This window comes from Brucella lupini (assembly GCF_002252535.1).
Lineage (GTDB): Bacteria > Pseudomonadota > Alphaproteobacteria > Rhizobiales > Rhizobiaceae > Brucella > Brucella anthropi.
The window spans coordinates 92753-108255 of the sequence record NZ_NNRN01000037.1; the positions used below are offsets into that span (position 1 = coordinate 92753).

Sequence of the window (15503 nt, forward strand, 5' to 3'; positions counted from 1 at the left end):
CGTTACAATTAAAATAATAATTTGCATGACTTGAACAAAATCACGCTTTCTTACGAATGTTTTGATTTTGTTTACTGAAACGAAAAAGCCGCGGGGGTTACCCGCGGCTTTCCTATTCACTCACCGAAATGGCTCAGTTCGACTGACGGCGCAGGAAGGCCGGGATTTCGAGCTGATCTTCTTCCGAAGCTGCACGCGGCTGCGGACGACCCTGATCATCAAGCTGGCCGCGACGCGGTGCGTAGATGGACGAGTCCTGCTGCGGAGCGCGACGTTCAGCCGGACGCATGCCAGGTTCACGGTGCTGAGCCGGTTCCAGACGGGCTGCAGGCTGATCTTCCTCACGACGCGACAGACCATGAGTCAGGCGCTTCAGGAGGCTCATCGGGCCGCGCGGCTCTTCCTGTGCAGGCTGCTGCGGAGCACGACGGGCATTGATTTCAGCCTGTGCAACCGGCGGAAAATCCGAAACGGCAGGCATGCGCGGAGCAGGACGCGGTTCACGAACCGGCTGTTCATGCATCTGCGGCTGCTGGTAGGCCTGTGGCTGTGCTGCCTGATGACCTGCCGGTGCCTGCGGCATCGGTGCACGGGCAACCGGAGCGCGTTCGAAGGACTCCGGTGCCGGAGCCTGGAAAATGCGGCTCTGCGGACGGAATTCCGGCTCAGCAGAAGCCGCAGGAGCTGCCGGTGCGGCTGGAATTTCAGCTTCGGCAGACTGGATCGCCTGGGCAATCGGATCGACCTGACGCGGCTGTTCAACAACTGGAGGACGAAGTGCGCCATGCGGAGCCATTGGCTTCGCCTGTGCAGTCTGCTTTACCGGCTGGCGAAATTCCAGCGGCGCAGGCGCCGCGTCTCCTAACTGCTTATCGATACCGGTAGCGACGACAGAAACGCGGATGACGCCTTCGAGGCCTTCGTCGAAGGTTGCGCCAAGGATGATGTTCGCATCCGGATCGACTTCTTCGCGAATACGCGTAGCAGCTTCGTCGACTTCGAACAGGGTCATGTCGCGACCACCGGTGATCGAGATCAGGAGGCCCTTCGCGCCGCGCATCGAGGTTTCGTCGAGCAGCGGGTTAGCGATTGCAGCTTCGGCAGCAGCCATTGCACGGCCTTCGCCGGAAGCTTCGCCCGTACCCATCATGGCCTTGCCCATTTCGCGCATCACCGAACGAACGTCAGCGAAGTCGAGATTGATGAGGCCTTCCTTGACCATCAGGTCGGTGATGCAGGCAACGCCCGAATAAAGCACCTGGTCAGCCATTGCGAAAGCATCGGCGAAGGTGGTCTTGTCGTTGGCAATGCGGAAGAGGTTCTGGTTCGGAATGACGATAAGCGTATCGACGTTCTTCTGCAGTTCTTCGATGCCGAGATCGGCAGTCTTCATGCGGCGGGCGCCTTCGAAATGAAAAGGCTTGGTCACGACGCCAACGGTGAGGATGCCCCGTTCACGGGCAGCGCGCGCCACGACCGGAGCAGCGCCGGTGCCGGTGCCGCCGCCCATACCGGCGGTCACGAAGCACATATGCGTGCCATTCAGGTGATCGACGATTTCGTCGATGCACTCTTCAGCAGCCGCACGGCCAACTTCTGGCTGGGAACCAGCACCAAGACCCTCTGTAACGGCAGCGCCGAGCTGGATCATGCGTTCGGACTTCGACATCGTCAAAGCCTGAGCGTCGGTGTTGGCCACGACGAAATCCACGCCGCGCAGACCGGCATTGATCATGTTGTTGACCGCATTGCCGCCGCCGCCGCCGACACCGAATACGGTGATGCGGGGCTTCAGCTCGGTGATATCCGGCTTTTGCAGATTGATAGTCATAGGTCCTTGTTCCTCTTAAGCCTTACCACCGCTTCGCCGCCGCGGTGTGGATTGGTTGTTACCCAGATGGTCACGCCCCAATAATTCAACACGCTATTTCAACAGCTTACACAATACTTACTACTCAGAAACTCTCTTTCAGCCATTGGCTGACACGTTGAATGCGCCCACCCGTACCGGTCATGAGACCGGAGGAAGCCGCTTTCACCGACCGCTCTTCTATCCCGGCCACCTGCGGGTAAATCAGAAGTCCAACGGTCGCGGCAAAAGCTGCCCCCTTAGCCGCCTCAGGCAATCCCGCTATTCCTAGAGGACGCCCGATTCGTACATTTCTTGCAAGGATTCGCCTGGCTGCCTCTGGCATTCCTGGCAGCTGGCTTGCGCCGCCGGTCAGAACCACACGCTTGCCGACAATATGTCCAAGACCTGACTGGTTAAGCCTGTCGCGCACCAGTTCCAGCGTCTCTTCCACTCTTGCACGGATAATCCGCGTCAGCACCGAGCGCGGATATTGATTGGGTACATCACGCTCATCGTCGCCGATGGGCGGAACGGAGATGAGATCGCGGTCATCGGCAGCGCTCGGCAGAGCGGAGCCATACATAACCTTCAGACGTTCGGCATCTTCCATCCGGGTGGAAAAGCCGCGAGCCACATCCATCGTCACGTGATTGCCGCCGATTGCCACTGCATCGGCGTGAATGAACTTGCCTTCGGAGAAGACGGAGATCGTCGTCGTGCCGCCGCCCATATCGATGCAGGCCGCGCCCATTTCAGCTTCGTCGCCGACCAGAGCGGCAAGACCGCTGGCATAAGGCGTTGCAACGATGGCTTCCACCGACAAATGGCAGCGATTGATGCAAAGCTCCAGATTGCGCAGTGGCGCTGCATCGGCAGTCAGCACATGCATATCGACGCCAAGGCTGTCGCCCAGCATGCCGAGCGGATCGCGAATACCGCGTTCGCCATCGAGCGTATAGCCGACCGGAAGCGAATGAACGAGGTGACGCTCGGCTGCGAGCGCCTGCTTGGCACCGGCAGCCAGTACGCGGCGAATATCGGTCTGCTCGACTTCATGGCCGCCCAGATTAACGCTTGCCGTGAAGGTTTCGCTCTTGAGGCGACCGGCTGAAATATTGACGATCAGGCTATCGACGGTCAGACCAGCCATGCGCTCAGCTGCATCGACCGCAAGGCGGATCGACTGCTCTGCCGCATCCAGATCAATGATGACGCCCGACTTGACGCCGCGTGAACGCTGATGGCCGATGCCGAGCACTTCCATACGGTGCGTGCGACCTGGCAGCAGTGCGCCGCCTTCATGCGGACGCAACCGTGCGATGACGCAGGAAACCTTGCTCGATCCAACATCCAGAACCGTTAACAGGCGCACCTTGCGCCCTGCAGCTCCGCCTTGTGATGATCCCTTGCCGCCCAGAATACTCATACGCGCTTCCCCGTGCGGGATAGTTCTTTTTTACGCTCTGCCAGAAACTTCTGGCGCTGCTCCATGCCACTCGCAGTCAATTGAACAGTCACGCGATCATCGAGACGAAGATCGACCGCAGCGATATCGCGCGACAGAAGATGCTGGTCCTGATCGAGCTTCTCGACCTGCGCGAGCGCCTTCAGCGGATCGGTTTCCGGCAGCATGATGCGCACGCCATTATCCAGAAGCAGATCCCAGCGACGGTCGCCGACACGGATGTAGGCGCGAACCTTTCCGGCCAGACCCGGATAGGCAGCGATTTCATCAACGAAGCCCTTGACCTTCTTTTCCGCGCCCTCGCCCACGACGAGCGGCAACGAATTGTAACGGCCCGGACGGAACGGAACGATGGTATCGCCGGCGGCGTCGATCAGCGCCAAATCCTTGTCGTTTTGCCAGATGGCGAACGCCTTGCGTTCATGCAACGAGACAAGAACCGTACCAGGATAAACCTTGCGAACTTCTGCGCTTTCAACCCATGGCAGCTTGTCGATGGATTGGCGCGCTTCTTCAGCGCTCAGACCGACGAGAGATGTCTCGCCATCGAGATCGAGCTGACCCAGAATATCGATATCGGACGTCTCGTTGTTGCCGACGACCTTTATATCCTCAATTGCGAAACCGAGTGTGGAAGCAGTCGCCTTGACCACCTCCGGCGTGTGACCGCCAACCGCCATGCCATAAAGGCCGGTAGCACCAAGGAAACCCAGCATGCCGACAGTGCCTGCATGGCGCGGAATATTTACATTGCCTTGGAAAAGGCGAGCAGCAAAGCGAAACGGCTTGCGCAGGAAACGCGGCAGGACAAAAGCAGCACCCGTCGCTCCCGATGCATCCCGCATCGAGCCCGAGCGCCCATATCCGTCCGATTTTCCGTTCAACGCAAACAAGACGCGTCCTCCACCATCCAACTCAACAATTCACCGAAAGAGATACCAGCCGCTTTGGCGATATCAGGCACGAGCGAGGTAGGAGTCATCCCCGGCTGGGTATTGATTTCCAGCCAGATAACTTCGCCATCATCAGAGAAACGATCGTCGAAACGGAAGTCTGACCGGCTTACGCCCCGACACCCGATTGCCCGATGCGCCGTAAGGGCCATTGTTTGTATTTTTTGGTAAATATTTGGTAAAATTTTTGCCGGACACACGTGAGATGACGCGCCTGCAACATATTTTGAATCATAATCGTAGAACTGATGACCGACCGGAATGATCTCACACACGTCCATGACGCGGTCACCCATCACGGCACAGGTCAATTCCCGGCCGGGAATGTATTTTTCGACCAGAACCTCGGCACCGTAGTTCCACTCAGCCGAACTGATGATTTGCGGCGGATGCGTCTGATCCTCCTTGACGATCACGACGCCAAAGCTCGAACCTTCGCGAACAGGCTTGACCACGTAAGGCGGCTCCATCGGATGCTCAGTGCCGATCTCAAAACGGTTGAGCAGAAGCGAGGAAGCAACAGCAACACCGGCAGCAGCCGCAACCTTCTTGGCGCGGTCCTTGTCCATGGCGAGCGCCGATGCGAGCACACCCGAATGCGTGTAGGGAATCTGGAGATATTCGAGAACGCCCTGAATAGCGCCATCCTCACCGAAAGGGCCATGCAGCGCATTGAACGCAACGTCGGGCTTCAGTTCGGCAAGAACGCTGGCAACATTGCGATCCACATCAATACGCGTCACGCAATAGCCGCGCTCTTCAAGGGTCGCAGCGCAAGCCGTTCCGGAGGACAAGCTGACCGGGCGCTCCGAAGAGAAACCGCCCATCAAAACGGCGACGTGCTTTCCCGTCATGTTAGCATCCCCTCTGCGCAATCCCCTGCGCATCAATTAAACAGAATCCGAGTAACCCAGCAGCAAAGGCCGCAGGCACCCGCGGCAGGAAAATCCTGCCGAATCAAATCACTGTGTGGTTAACCCTAAAGAATCAGAGGATTGATTCCGTGACAAGACCCTATAGAAAGGGACGAACCTTACGCGTCGCTTGTGAAGGCAAAAAAGCCCGGAATATCAGGTAGAAAATCCGGGCAACTTTTTTATCAAAATTTTCCAAGAAACTCTTCAACCGGCTCGCCCTCGCGGAACAAACCGAGACGTTTGATTTCCCAATGAAGGCGAATACCCGAATTTTCAAAAACTCTGGCGCGAACCGTTTCGCCCAAAGTCTCCAGATCGTGCCCCGTTGCGGTGCCTGTATTGATCATAAAATTGCAGTGCATTTCGGACATCTGCGCGCCTCCGACGCGCAAACCGCGGCAACCTGCCTTGTCGATTTCCTTCCAGGCCGATGTGCCTTCCGGATTCTTGAAGGTCGAGCCGCCTGTCTTTTCGCGTACAGGCTGCACCGTCTCACGATGATGCTGCACCTCGTCCATGGCTTGTTTGATCGCTTCATGCTCGCCGGGAGTTCCCTCGAACAAGACAGAGGTAAAAATCAGATCCGGCGATGCTGAGGAATGCCGATACGCGTAGCCCATATCCGCATTGGAAAGCACATGCACCTCGCCCTTGCGATCAAGGGCGCGAACCTCCACGACGCGCTCGCGCGTTTCCACGCCGTTGGCGCCTGCATTCATGCGCAAAGCCCCGCCCATGCCGCCGGGTATGCCATGGTAGAAGTGGAAGCCAGCCAGCCCCGCTTCCAGCGCCGCTGCGGCCACGCGCTTGTCAGGCGTCGCCGCGCCTGCCCGCAGCTGCGTCTCAGAAACCTGATCGACTTCACCGAAGCCTTTTGCGGAAAGCCGCACGACAAAGCCTGGAACACCGCCATCGCGCACGAGCAGGTTGGAGCCGATGCCAACCACGAGAATCGGTACCTCTTCCGGCACAGCCTTCAGAAATGAGGAGAGGTCTTCTTCATCGGCAGGCTGAAACAGAACCTGTGCCGGTCCGCCAGCGCGGAACCAGGTGATTTTGTCCATGCCGGCATCGGGCGTCAGCCGACCACGCAAGCCCGACAATTTGCCGTCGAGCTTCTTCAGAAGCGTCTCGCCGCTTTCCATCTTACTTCTTACCCTGTTCAGCCAGTTCTTTCGGCAGCGCATATGCCCACTGCGTAATATTGCCTGCGCCGAGGCAGACCACGAAGTCGCCCGGCTCCGCTATCGAAGCAACCAGCGGTGCCAGTGCTTCTGGCCCGCTGGCATAGCGCGCATCGCGATGACCTGCGGTCTTGATGCGCGATACGAGCGCCTCGGAATTGACGCCTTCGATAGGGTCTTCGCCAGCCGTATAGACCGGCGCTACGATAACCGTATCGGCATCGTTGAAACATGCCGCGAATTCATCAAAGAGGCTTGCCAGACGCGTATAGCGGTGGGGCTGCACAATGGCGACCACACGACCTTTTGTGGCTTCACGTGCAGCTTTCAGCACGGCGCGGATTTCAACCGGGTGATGGCCGTAATCGTCGAATATCTCGACGCCGTTCCACGTGCCCGTATGGGTAAAGCGACGTTTCACACCGCCGAACGAACCAAGGCCACGACGAATATCGTCGGCCGCGATACCCAGCTCATGCGCAACGGCGATTGCTGCCGTCGCATTGGATACGTTGTGCTGGCCCGGCATCGGCAGACGCAGATCCTTGATCTCGGTTGCCTCGCCCTTGCGCGAACGGATCACGACATCGAACAGGCTCGCAGCACCATCCATGCGGTGATTGACAAAACGCACATCAGCCTGCGGGTTTTGGCCATAAGTCACAATGCGGCGGTCTTCGATGCGGCTCACCAGAGCCTGCACTTCGGGATGATCAAGGCACATCACGCCAAAGCCATAGAAGGGAACATTCTCGACAAACTGCGCGAAAGCCGCACGCACAGCGTCGAAATTGCCGTAATGATCGAGATGTTCCGGGTCGATATTGGTGACGACCGCAATATCGGCAGGAAGCTTGAGGAACGTGCCGTCGCTTTCATCCGCTTCCACCACCATCCAGTCACCATCGCCCATGCGGGCATTGGTGCCATAGGCATTGATGATACCGCCATTGATAACGGTTGGATCGAGGTGCCCGGCATCAAGCAAGGCCGCAACCATGGATGTCGTGGTGGTCTTGCCATGGGTGCCGCCAATCGCGACCGCATGACGGAAGCGCATCAGTTCGGCCAGCATTTCGGCGCGGCGCACGATGGGCCGCAGCTTTTCGCGTGCAGCAACCAGCTCGGGATTGTTCTTCTTGATCGCCGTCGAAACGACAACAACTTCGGCATCGCCGATGTTTTCAGCCTTGTGGCCGACAAAGACCTCAATGCCTTTTTCACGCAGGCGCTGCACATTGGCGCTGTCGGACTGGTCAGAGCCCTGTACATGATAGCCGAGATTGTGCAGCACTTCGGCAATACCGCTCATGCCGATGCCGCCAATTCCGATGAAATGGACAAGCCCGATATTCAGCGGCATTTTCATGGCCGAGTTCCTTCTTTGAATTCCTGAACAGATTTACCTGCTGCAATAGCCTCTGCCAGATCAGCAAGCAACTGCGCTGCATCCGGCTTACCAACGCTTTTTGCAGCTTTTGCTTGTGCTTCGAGGCGCTGTGGCTCATTCATCGCAGCCTGGAGTATCGCGGCCAAGCGTTCTGGCGACAATTCCGACTGGCGAACGACCTCACCGCCGCCGACAGCCGCGAGCGCTGCTGCGTTCGCTGCCTGATCGTGATCGAGCGCGTGCGGAAACGGCACCAGCATGGCCGGGCGACCAATCACCGTGATCTCCGAAACGGTCGAAGCACCGGACCGCGAAATCACGAACTGGGCATCCGCCATGCGTGCTGGCATATCGTTGAAAAACGGCGCAACATCAGCGGGAACACCAAGCTTCTTGTAAGCTTCGCGCACAGCGGCTTCGTCTTCCTTGCGGGCCTGCTGGGTGATCAGAAGCCGCGCCCGGTCGTTCTCTGGCAGCAAAGCCACGGCAGCGGGAATGGCAGTCGAAAAGAACTGCGCGCCCTGGCTACCGCCAAAAACCAGCAGGCGGAAACGTTCATCCGCCTTGACCGGCTTGTAAGAAGTCTCAGCCGCGGCCAGAACTGGAGGACGCACAGGATTGCCGGTCGTGACCGTTTTTTCGGCATAGACCCCGCCGGTCTCGGGCAGGAAACCACCAGCAATTGCTTTCACGCGACCTGCAAGCCCTTTGTTGGCGCGGCCCATGACGGCATTCTGCTCGTGCACCATCGTCGGGATATTCATGTTGCTCGCGGCATAGAGCGGCGGCAGTGTCGGATAGCCACCAAAGCCCGCGACGAGTTTGGGCTTCAGCCGACGGAACAATTTACGGGAATCGAGATTGCCCTGCCATAGTGACCAGAACGTCTTCAGGAGCGCTATCGGGTTGCGGCCTGCAATTGTTGCCGAACGAATGACATGAACATGATCTTCCGCGAAGGCACCCGCGAAACGCTGCGCGCGCGCATCGGTCGCCAGATGGACGTCCCATCCGCGTGCCTTCAATTCATGCGCCAGCGCTTCCGCCGGAAAGAGATGGCCACCCGTTCCACCGGCGGCCAGTACGATTACGCCTTTTACCATCGGCCCCTCACAGCGCAGGAATGCGTTTGCCCATATCGACACCGCTACCGACCGTGTGGGTCATGCGGGCTTCCGGACGGCGGCGCGTCAGAGCCAGAAGGATGCCCATCGTGATGGCGATGGCAATGAGCGAGGAACCGCCATAGGAGATGAACGGCAGGGTCATTCCCTTTGCAGGCATGAGATGCAGGTTCACGGCCATGTTGATGATCGACTGGAAGCCGAACAGAATGACAATCCCCGAGACGGCCAGACGGGTGAACGGATCACGCTCGCGCAGCGCAATCGAAAGGCCGCGCACGACGATGAATGCGAACAGCAGCATGATGATCATGCACAGGATGATGCCGTATTCTTCTGCTGCAACCGAGAAAATGAAATCGGTATGGCTGTCCGGGATGATGCGCTTGATGGTGCCTTCGCCCGGACCTTGTCCGAACCAGCCGCCACGCAGAATCGCTTCGCGTCCGGCATCGACCTGGAACGTATCGCCCTCGCCTGTCATGAACCGATTGATACGACCCGCCACGTGATCGAACATGAAATAGGCTGAAACGCCGCCGCAAACCGCAAGACCGCCAAGAACCAGAATCCAGAACATCGGCAGACCGGCGAGGAAGAACATGGCACCCCATGTGCCTGTGGTCAGCATTGTCTGGCCAAGGTCAGGCTGAAGGACGAGCAAAGCAGCAACGGTGCCAAACAGCAGCATGGCAAGAAAATTGCCGGGCATTTCGCCACCGCGTTCACGCTCCGAGAACAGCCAGGCGCAAACCACCACGAATGCAGGCTTCATGAATTCCGACGGCTGGATAGAGATACCCGCCAGATTGACCCAGCGCCGCGCACCTTTCACTTCGATACCGAAGAACAGTGCGGCAACCATCAATACAAGCGAAATGCCGAGCAGGATCAAAGCAAATCGCCTGATCTGGCGCGGCGACAGAAACGACACGCCGATCATGACGCCAACTGCCGGCAGCATGAAGAAAATCTGGCGCTCGACAAAATGGAACCCGTCGAGGCCGATACGCTGGGCCACGGCAGGACTTGCGGCGAATGACAGCAGAATGCCAAGCCCCATCAGGGCCAGACATGCAGCGAGGAAGAAGCGGTCTATTGTCCACCACCAATTGGCGACAGGACCGCGATCGACACGGCTTACCATCAGCTTTTTCCTCCTATCGGTTCAACACCCGGAAGCGCCAGAACAGCGCTACGGAATGCATCGCCGCGTTTTTCAAAATTCTGGAACTGGTCGAAGCTGGCGCAAGCGGGCGACAGCAGCACAACCGGTTCGGGAGCAGCATCGTTACCGGCATCGCGGGCAGCGTGCTCGACAGCGACTGCAAGCGTGTCGGAAATCTCGAACGGCGCCGCATCGCCAAGCGTTGCAGCAAACTGTGCTGCGGCTTCGCCGATCAGATAGGCCTTGGCAATCCGTGGGAAGAACCCGGCCAGCGAAGCAATTCCGCCAGCTTTCGGCACACCGCCTGCAATCCAGTAGATGTTTTGCGGGAAGGAGGACAATGCCGGAGCTGTTGCTTCCGCATTGGTCGCCTTGGAATCGTTGACGAACAGGACTTTCCCGCGATGCCCAACCTGCTCCATGCGATGGGCCAGACCGGGAAAACTGTTCAATCCCACCTGGATTTCTTCAAGGCTTAAGCCCACCGAAAGGCACGCGACGACAGCCGCAAGCGCGTTCTGTGCATTATGTGCGCCGCGCAGCGAACCGATACCTTCCAGAGAAGCGATTTCATCGATTTCGCCCTCCTGCGACCAGAGCAGCTTTGCGCCGTCAGCAAAATAGCCTTTGCCGAGGCGCTTTTCCTTGGAAATCCGCACGACATTTACGCCGTCACGATAAAGCCGGTCCGCAATGGCTTCGCAATAATCATCATCAACGCCGACAATTGCCGTATCGCTCGCGGCCACCAGACGTTCCTTGATCGCGCCGTAGTTTTCCATCGAGCCATGACGGTCGAGATGATCCGGCGTCAGATTGAGCAGGATGCCCGCCGTCGGGTTCAGCGATGGCGCAAGATCGATCTGGTAGGATGAACATTCGACCACATAGAAGCGCTTGGCCTGCGGCGGCTCCAGCGTCAGGATTGCCGTGCCGATATTGCCGCCAAGCTGCATATCCCGGCCAGAAGCCTTGATGATATGGGCAATCAAAGCGGTCGTCGTCGATTTGCCGTTGGTGCCGGTAATGGCGATGAACGGGCAATCGGGAGCAATATGATTGCGCTCGCGGACGAACAATTCCACGTCACCGATGATTTCGACGCCTGCGGCATGGGCCAGATCGACGGTCCAGTGCGGCTTTGGATGGGTCAGCGGAACGCCCGGCGAAAGCACGAAAGCCGCAAATTGCGACCAGTCAGCCTGCCGAAGATCACCTGTGGCAATGCCCGCGCTCTGGGCACGGGCAACACTGTCGGGATTGTCATCCCAGGCAATGATCTTTGCGCCGCCCGCAAGAATGGCCTTGGCGGTCGCGATACCCGACCCGCCCAGTCCGAAAAGGGCGACTGTCTTATCCTTGAGGGCGGTGATCGGGATCATTCGATATGCCTGTTATCTGAGCTTCAGGGTGGAAAGACCGATCATCGCGAGAATGATCGCAACGATCCAGAACCGGATCACGACCTGGCTCTCGGTCCAGCCCTTCTTTTCGAAATGGTGGTGAATAGGCGCCATGAGGAAGACACGCTTGCCGGTCAGCTTGAAGGAGCCAACCTGAATGATGACGGAAAGCGCTTCGACGACGAACAGGCCACCGATGATGGCGAGAACGATTTCATGCTTCGTTGCAACCGCAACGGTGCCCAGCATACCACCCAGCGCCAGCGAACCCGTATCGCCCATGAAGATAGCGGCGGGAGGCGCATTGAACCACAGGAAGCCGAGGCCCGCGCCGATAACAGCGCCAAGAACCACAGCAAGTTCACCTGTGCCCGGCACGAAATGAATTTGCAGATAGTCAGCGAAGATCGCGTTGCCGGAAAGATAGGCAATGAAGCCGAAAGACGCCGCGGCCACCATGACCGGTACAATTGCAAGCCCGTCGAGACCATCTGTCAGGTTTACGGCATTGCCTGCGCCAACCATGACGAAGGCTGCAAACGGAATGAAGAACCAGCTCAGATTGACGACGAACTGCTTGGCAAACGGAAATGTCAGCGAAGAGGAGAACGGCTCCTGCCCTGCCCGCATGATGACAAAAGCGGCAACAGCGGCGATCAGGAATTCGATGCCAAGACGCGCCTTGCCGGAAAAGCCCTTGTCAGACTGCTTCGTCACCTTGAGATAATCATCATAGAAGCCGATGGCGCCGAAACCCACCGTAACCAGCAGAACGACCCAGACATAGACGCTGGCCAGATTGGCCCAGAGCAGGCACGACACAAGAATGCCGGTCATGATCATAAGACCGCCCATGGTGGGCGTACCGGCCTTCTTGAAATGGGTCTGCGGACCGTCAGCGCGGATCGGCTGGCCTTTCCCCTGACGCACCCGGAGCGAGTTGATGATCGACGGGCCGAACAGGAACACGATCAGCGCCGATGTAATCATCGCGCCGCCGGTGCGGAAGGTAATGTAGCGGAACACATTGAGCGGTGTCATATGTTCGGCGAAGAAGGTGAGAAGCATCAACATGTAGAGAAAAATCCCTCAAATACCGCTTACTCCGCGGGTTCCACCGGCGGAAACTGGCCAATCAACGTCTTGACGATTTTGGAAAAGCCGATCCCCTTCGACGATTTCACCATGATGACATCGCCCGGACGGACCGCCTTGATCACCAGCGGCAACAATTCGTCGGTGCTTTGCCTGTACTCGGTCTGAATTTCAACCGGCAAGGCATTTTTCAGCGCCGACATGTCCGGTCCACCGATAAAAAGCGTATTCACTTCAGCATCCACGATCGGGCGCGCGAGATCGGCATGAAGTTTGCCCGATTGACGGCCAAGCTCCAGCATGTCGCCTAAAACCGCGATGCGACGGCCACGCGAACCTTCCGGTGTGGTCGAATGCAACAATGACAGGGCTGCGCGCATCGAGGTCGGATTGGCGTTGTAGCTCTCATCAATCAGCGTGAAGGTTCCTTCAGGATGCTGAAGCACATGGCGCGCGCCGCGACCGCCTTCGGCAGAAAGCGTCGCCATGGCCATCATCACCTTGGCGATATCTGCTCCGACCAGATCAGCGGCCCCAAGAACGGCGAGCATGTTCTGCACAATATGACGGCCCGGCATACCAACCTTCACGGCTGCTTCATGCGTTCCGATTTTGACCGTCATGCAAGAGCAGGTTGGGTGCAGCTTCACTTCGCGCAGACGATAGTCGGACCGGGCGTTCTCGCCGAATGTGGCAATGTGTTCGACACCAGCCTTTTCGGCCAGTTCTTCCAGCTGTTTGAAGCGCTTGTCATCACGATTGAGAAGCGCATAGCCGCCTGGAACTATGCCTTCGAAAATCTCCGCCTTGGCAACGGCGATTTCTTCCAGATTGGCGAAATGACCAAGATGTGCCGGTGCAATCAGCGTGATCAGCGCCACATGCGGGCGCACCATCTTCACCAGCGGACGAATTTCATCGTGATGGTTCATGCCGATTTCGAAAACGCCGTAATCCGTATCGGCAGGCATGCGCGCAAGCGTCAGCGGCACACCCCAATGATTGTTGAACGACGCCACAGAAGCATGGACCTTGCCGACTTCCGAAAGAACGTGACGCAGGGCTTCCTTGGTCGTCGTCTTGCCAACCGAACCAGTCACCGCGATGATCTGCGCCTTCGAGCGTGCCCGCGAGGCAATGCCAAGCTTGGTCAGGGCCTCAAGCACATCCTCGACCACGATCATCGGTACTTTGGAATTGCCGAATGCGGGCAGACGATGCTCGGCCACCACAAGAAGACCCGCACCAGCGGCCATGGCGCTGGTTACGAAATCATGCCCGTCGAACTGTTCGCCCTTGATGGCGAAAAAAGCCTCGCCCGGTTTCAGCGAACGGCTGTCGATTGAGATGCCGGTTATGCCGCCGGGAAGGTTGCCAAAGGGCCTGCCTTCCATGGCTTCAACCATATCGTTGGATGTCCAGAGCCAGTCACTCATTCCGAGCGCTCCTCAAGGCGGGCAGCAAGTGCTGCTGCAACTTCCGCATGATCAGAGAACGGCAAGGTAATGCTGCCGACAATCTGGCCCTCTTCATGCCCCTTGCCTGCAACGACCAGCGTATCGCCCGCCTGCATCATGGATACAGCGGTAAAGATAGCCTCTCGACGATCACCAATTTCGGTTGCGCCCGGCGCTGCTGCCATGATTTCGGAGCGGATTTGGGCCGGAACTTCCGAACGCGGATTGTCGTCCGTGACGATTGCCACGTCCGCCAGTCGCGAGGCGATTTCGCCCATGATCGGACGCTTACCCTTGTCGCGGTCGCCGCCGCAACCGAAAACCACGATCACCCGCCCCGTCGTGAACGGACGCACCGAAGTCAGAACATTTTCCAATGCCTCAGGCTTATGGGCGTAATCGACATAGGCTGGGGCGCCATCTTCCGTCGCACCGACGAGATCGAGCCGTCCCGGTGCGCCTTTGAGGAGCGCCAAGGCACGCATTGCAGCCGCAGCCGGAACGCCCGTAACCATGGCAAGCCCAGCGGCGACCAGCGCATTTGCGACCTGAAAATCTCCGGCGAGCGGCAGTTCGATCTCAAAAATCTCATCGCCGATGCGCACTTCGACATGCTGGCGGAAACGCTCGTGCTCGACCCGCTTGAGAGCAATGAAATTGCCTTTTCGTCCGACCGTCTTCACGTCGCATCCGGCAAGCGTCGCCGCCTCGATGGCCTGCGCCGAGAAATGATCGTCGGAGAAGATGATGGCTGGCGCACCCTTCGGTAAAAGCGTGTTGAAGAGACGCATCTTCGCGCCAAGATATTCCTCGATGGTCGCGTGATAATCCATATGGTCGCGACCGAGATTGGTAAACGCACCGGCAGCGAGCTTGACACCATCGAGGCGACGCTGATCAAGGCCATGCGATGAGGCTTCCATGGCCGCATGGGTCACGCCTTCATCGGCAAGCTCTGCCAGAACACGATGCAACTCCACCGGATCGGGTGTTGTCAGCGAATTATAGTCGCTGCGCGTCGGCGAAAACACGCCGGTCGTGCCGATATTCGCCGCCGGAAAACCGGCATAGGCCCAAATCTGCCGGGTAAAGGACGCGACGGAAGTTTTACCGCTGGTGCCTGTAACCGCAACCATAACTTGTGGCTGCTTGCCATAGAACTGCGCCGCAGCTACTGCCAATGCAAGGCGGGGATCATCGACATGAAGAACCGGGACGCCTGCGTCAGCGACAGCCGTATCCTTGCCTGCGATGATGGCGCTGGCGCCGCGCTTGACGGCATCGGCGACAAAAGCCGCACCGTCTGCTTTCACGCCTTTCAACGCTGCGAAAAGAAAACCGCGTTCGACCTTGCGGGAGTCCGACGTGACGCCGGTGATCTCCACCTCACCGGCATCGCCGGAGGCCAGTTCCTTAAAGAGAGCGATTTCCTTCAGTTTCATGGTCATACCAAATCCAGATTCAGTTGTGCGCGTTTCGCTGCAAGGGCTGCTTT

The 15503-nt window shown here is 58.2% G+C and carries 12 protein-coding genes; all 12 read right to left on the reverse strand.

The genetic code is table 11. The features are described from left to right. Window positions 1-133: 133 nt before the first annotated feature. The 12 genes from ftsZ to CES86_RS06105 all read right to left on the reverse strand — a co-directional run bounded on the left by ftsZ (window position 134) and on the right by CES86_RS06105 (window position 15456). Window positions 134-1831 (reverse strand): cell division protein FtsZ, encoded by a 1698-nt coding sequence (gene ftsZ, locus CES86_RS06050; protein ID WP_012091754.1) that lies wholly within the window; start codon window positions 1829-1831, stop codon window positions 134-136. A 124-nt stretch (window positions 1832-1955) separates the two neighbouring features. Beyond that, complete coding sequence (gene ftsA, locus CES86_RS06055; RefSeq protein WP_012091753.1) at window positions 1956-3278, reverse strand: cell division protein FtsA; 1323 nt, start codon at window positions 3276-3278, stop codon at window positions 1956-1958. Continuing rightward, a complete protein-coding gene (locus tag CES86_RS06060) occupies window positions 3275-4210 on the reverse strand; it encodes a cell division protein FtsQ/DivIB (protein ID WP_040129183.1) in 936 nt (311 codons plus the stop codon). Before CES86_RS06060 ends, ftsA begins: the two co-directional genes overlap by 4 nt. Beyond that, entirely contained in the window at window positions 4198-5124 is a 927-nt protein-coding gene (locus tag CES86_RS06065; protein ID WP_012091751.1) for a D-alanine--D-alanine ligase, read from the reverse strand. The genes CES86_RS06060 and CES86_RS06065 overlap by 13 nt, the downstream gene beginning before the upstream one ends. A gap of 245 nt (window positions 5125-5369) precedes the next feature. Beyond that, entirely contained in the window at window positions 5370-6332 is a 963-nt protein-coding gene (murB, locus tag CES86_RS06070; RefSeq protein ID WP_094513917.1) for a UDP-N-acetylmuramate dehydrogenase, read from the reverse strand. Window position 6333: 1 nt separating this feature from the next. Continuing rightward, window positions 6334-7740: a UDP-N-acetylmuramate--L-alanine ligase gene (gene murC / locus CES86_RS06075; RefSeq protein WP_094513919.1), complete on the reverse strand. Its 1407-nt coding sequence runs from the start codon at window positions 7738-7740 to the stop codon at window positions 6334-6336. Continuing rightward, on the reverse strand, window positions 7737-8864 hold the full coding sequence (gene murG, locus CES86_RS06080) for an undecaprenyldiphospho-muramoylpentapeptide beta-N-acetylglucosaminyltransferase (RefSeq protein WP_094513921.1): 1128 nt from the start codon (window positions 8862-8864) through the stop codon (window positions 7737-7739). Before murG ends, murC begins: the two co-directional genes overlap by 4 nt. Before the next feature lie 7 nt (window positions 8865-8871). Further along, entirely contained in the window at window positions 8872-10032 is a 1161-nt protein-coding gene (ftsW, locus tag CES86_RS06085; RefSeq protein WP_071630023.1) for a putative lipid II flippase FtsW, read from the reverse strand. Next, window positions 10032-11435, reverse strand: coding sequence for a UDP-N-acetylmuramoyl-L-alanine--D-glutamate ligase (gene murD / locus CES86_RS06090; protein ID WP_094513923.1), 1404 nt, complete (start codon window positions 11433-11435; stop codon window positions 10032-10034). Before murD ends, ftsW begins: the two co-directional genes overlap by 1 nt. Before the next feature lie 12 nt (window positions 11436-11447). Continuing rightward, window positions 11448-12530, reverse strand: coding sequence for a phospho-N-acetylmuramoyl-pentapeptide-transferase (gene mraY / locus CES86_RS06095; RefSeq protein ID WP_012091745.1), 1083 nt, complete (start codon window positions 12528-12530; stop codon window positions 11448-11450). 26 nt (window positions 12531-12556) lie between these two features. Next, entirely contained in the window at window positions 12557-13987 is a 1431-nt protein-coding gene (locus CES86_RS06100) for a UDP-N-acetylmuramoylalanyl-D-glutamyl-2,6-diaminopimelate--D-alanyl-D-alanine ligase (RefSeq protein ID WP_029929042.1), read from the reverse strand. Continuing rightward, window positions 13984-15456 (reverse strand): UDP-N-acetylmuramoyl-L-alanyl-D-glutamate--2,6-diaminopimelate ligase, encoded by a 1473-nt coding sequence (locus tag CES86_RS06105; protein WP_094513925.1) that lies wholly within the window; start codon window positions 15454-15456, stop codon window positions 13984-13986. The genes CES86_RS06100 and CES86_RS06105 overlap by 4 nt, the downstream gene beginning before the upstream one ends. Between the last annotated feature and the right edge of the window lie 47 nt (window positions 15457-15503).

Excerpts from the sequence above, each read along its gene's own strand:
- ftsZ (WP_012091754.1), bottom strand. The coding sequence starts at position 1,831 with ATGACTATCAATCTGCAAAAGCCGGATATCACCGAGCTGAAGCCCCGC.
- ftsA (WP_012091753.1), bottom strand. The coding sequence starts at position 3,278 with ATGAGTATTCTGGGCGGCAAGGGATCATCACAAGGCGGAGCTGCAGGG.
- CES86_RS06065 (WP_012091751.1), bottom strand. The coding sequence starts at position 5,124 with ATGACGGGAAAGCACGTCGCCGTTTTGATGGGCGGTTTCTCTTCGGAG.
- murB (WP_094513917.1), bottom strand. The coding sequence starts at position 6,332 with ATGGAAAGCGGCGAGACGCTTCTGAAGAAGCTCGACGGCAAATTGTCG.
- murC (WP_094513919.1), bottom strand. The coding sequence starts at position 7,740 with ATGAAAATGCCGCTGAATATCGGGCTTGTCCATTTCATCGGAATTGGC.
- murG (WP_094513921.1), bottom strand. The coding sequence starts at position 8,864 with ATGGTAAAAGGCGTAATCGTACTGGCCGCCGGTGGAACGGGTGGCCAT.
- ftsW (WP_071630023.1), bottom strand. The coding sequence starts at position 10,032 with ATGGTAAGCCGTGTCGATCGCGGTCCTGTCGCCAATTGGTGGTGGACA.
- murD (WP_094513923.1), bottom strand. The coding sequence starts at position 11,435 with ATGATCCCGATCACCGCCCTCAAGGATAAGACAGTCGCCCTTTTCGGA.
- mraY (WP_012091745.1), bottom strand. The coding sequence starts at position 12,530 with ATGTTGATGCTTCTCACCTTCTTCGCCGAACATATGACACCGCTCAAT.
- CES86_RS06100 (WP_029929042.1), bottom strand. The coding sequence starts at position 13,987 with ATGAGTGACTGGCTCTGGACATCCAACGATATGGTTGAAGCCATGGAA.
- CES86_RS06105 (WP_094513925.1), bottom strand. The coding sequence starts at position 15,456 with ATGACCATGAAACTGAAGGAAATCGCTCTCTTTAAGGAACTGGCCTCC.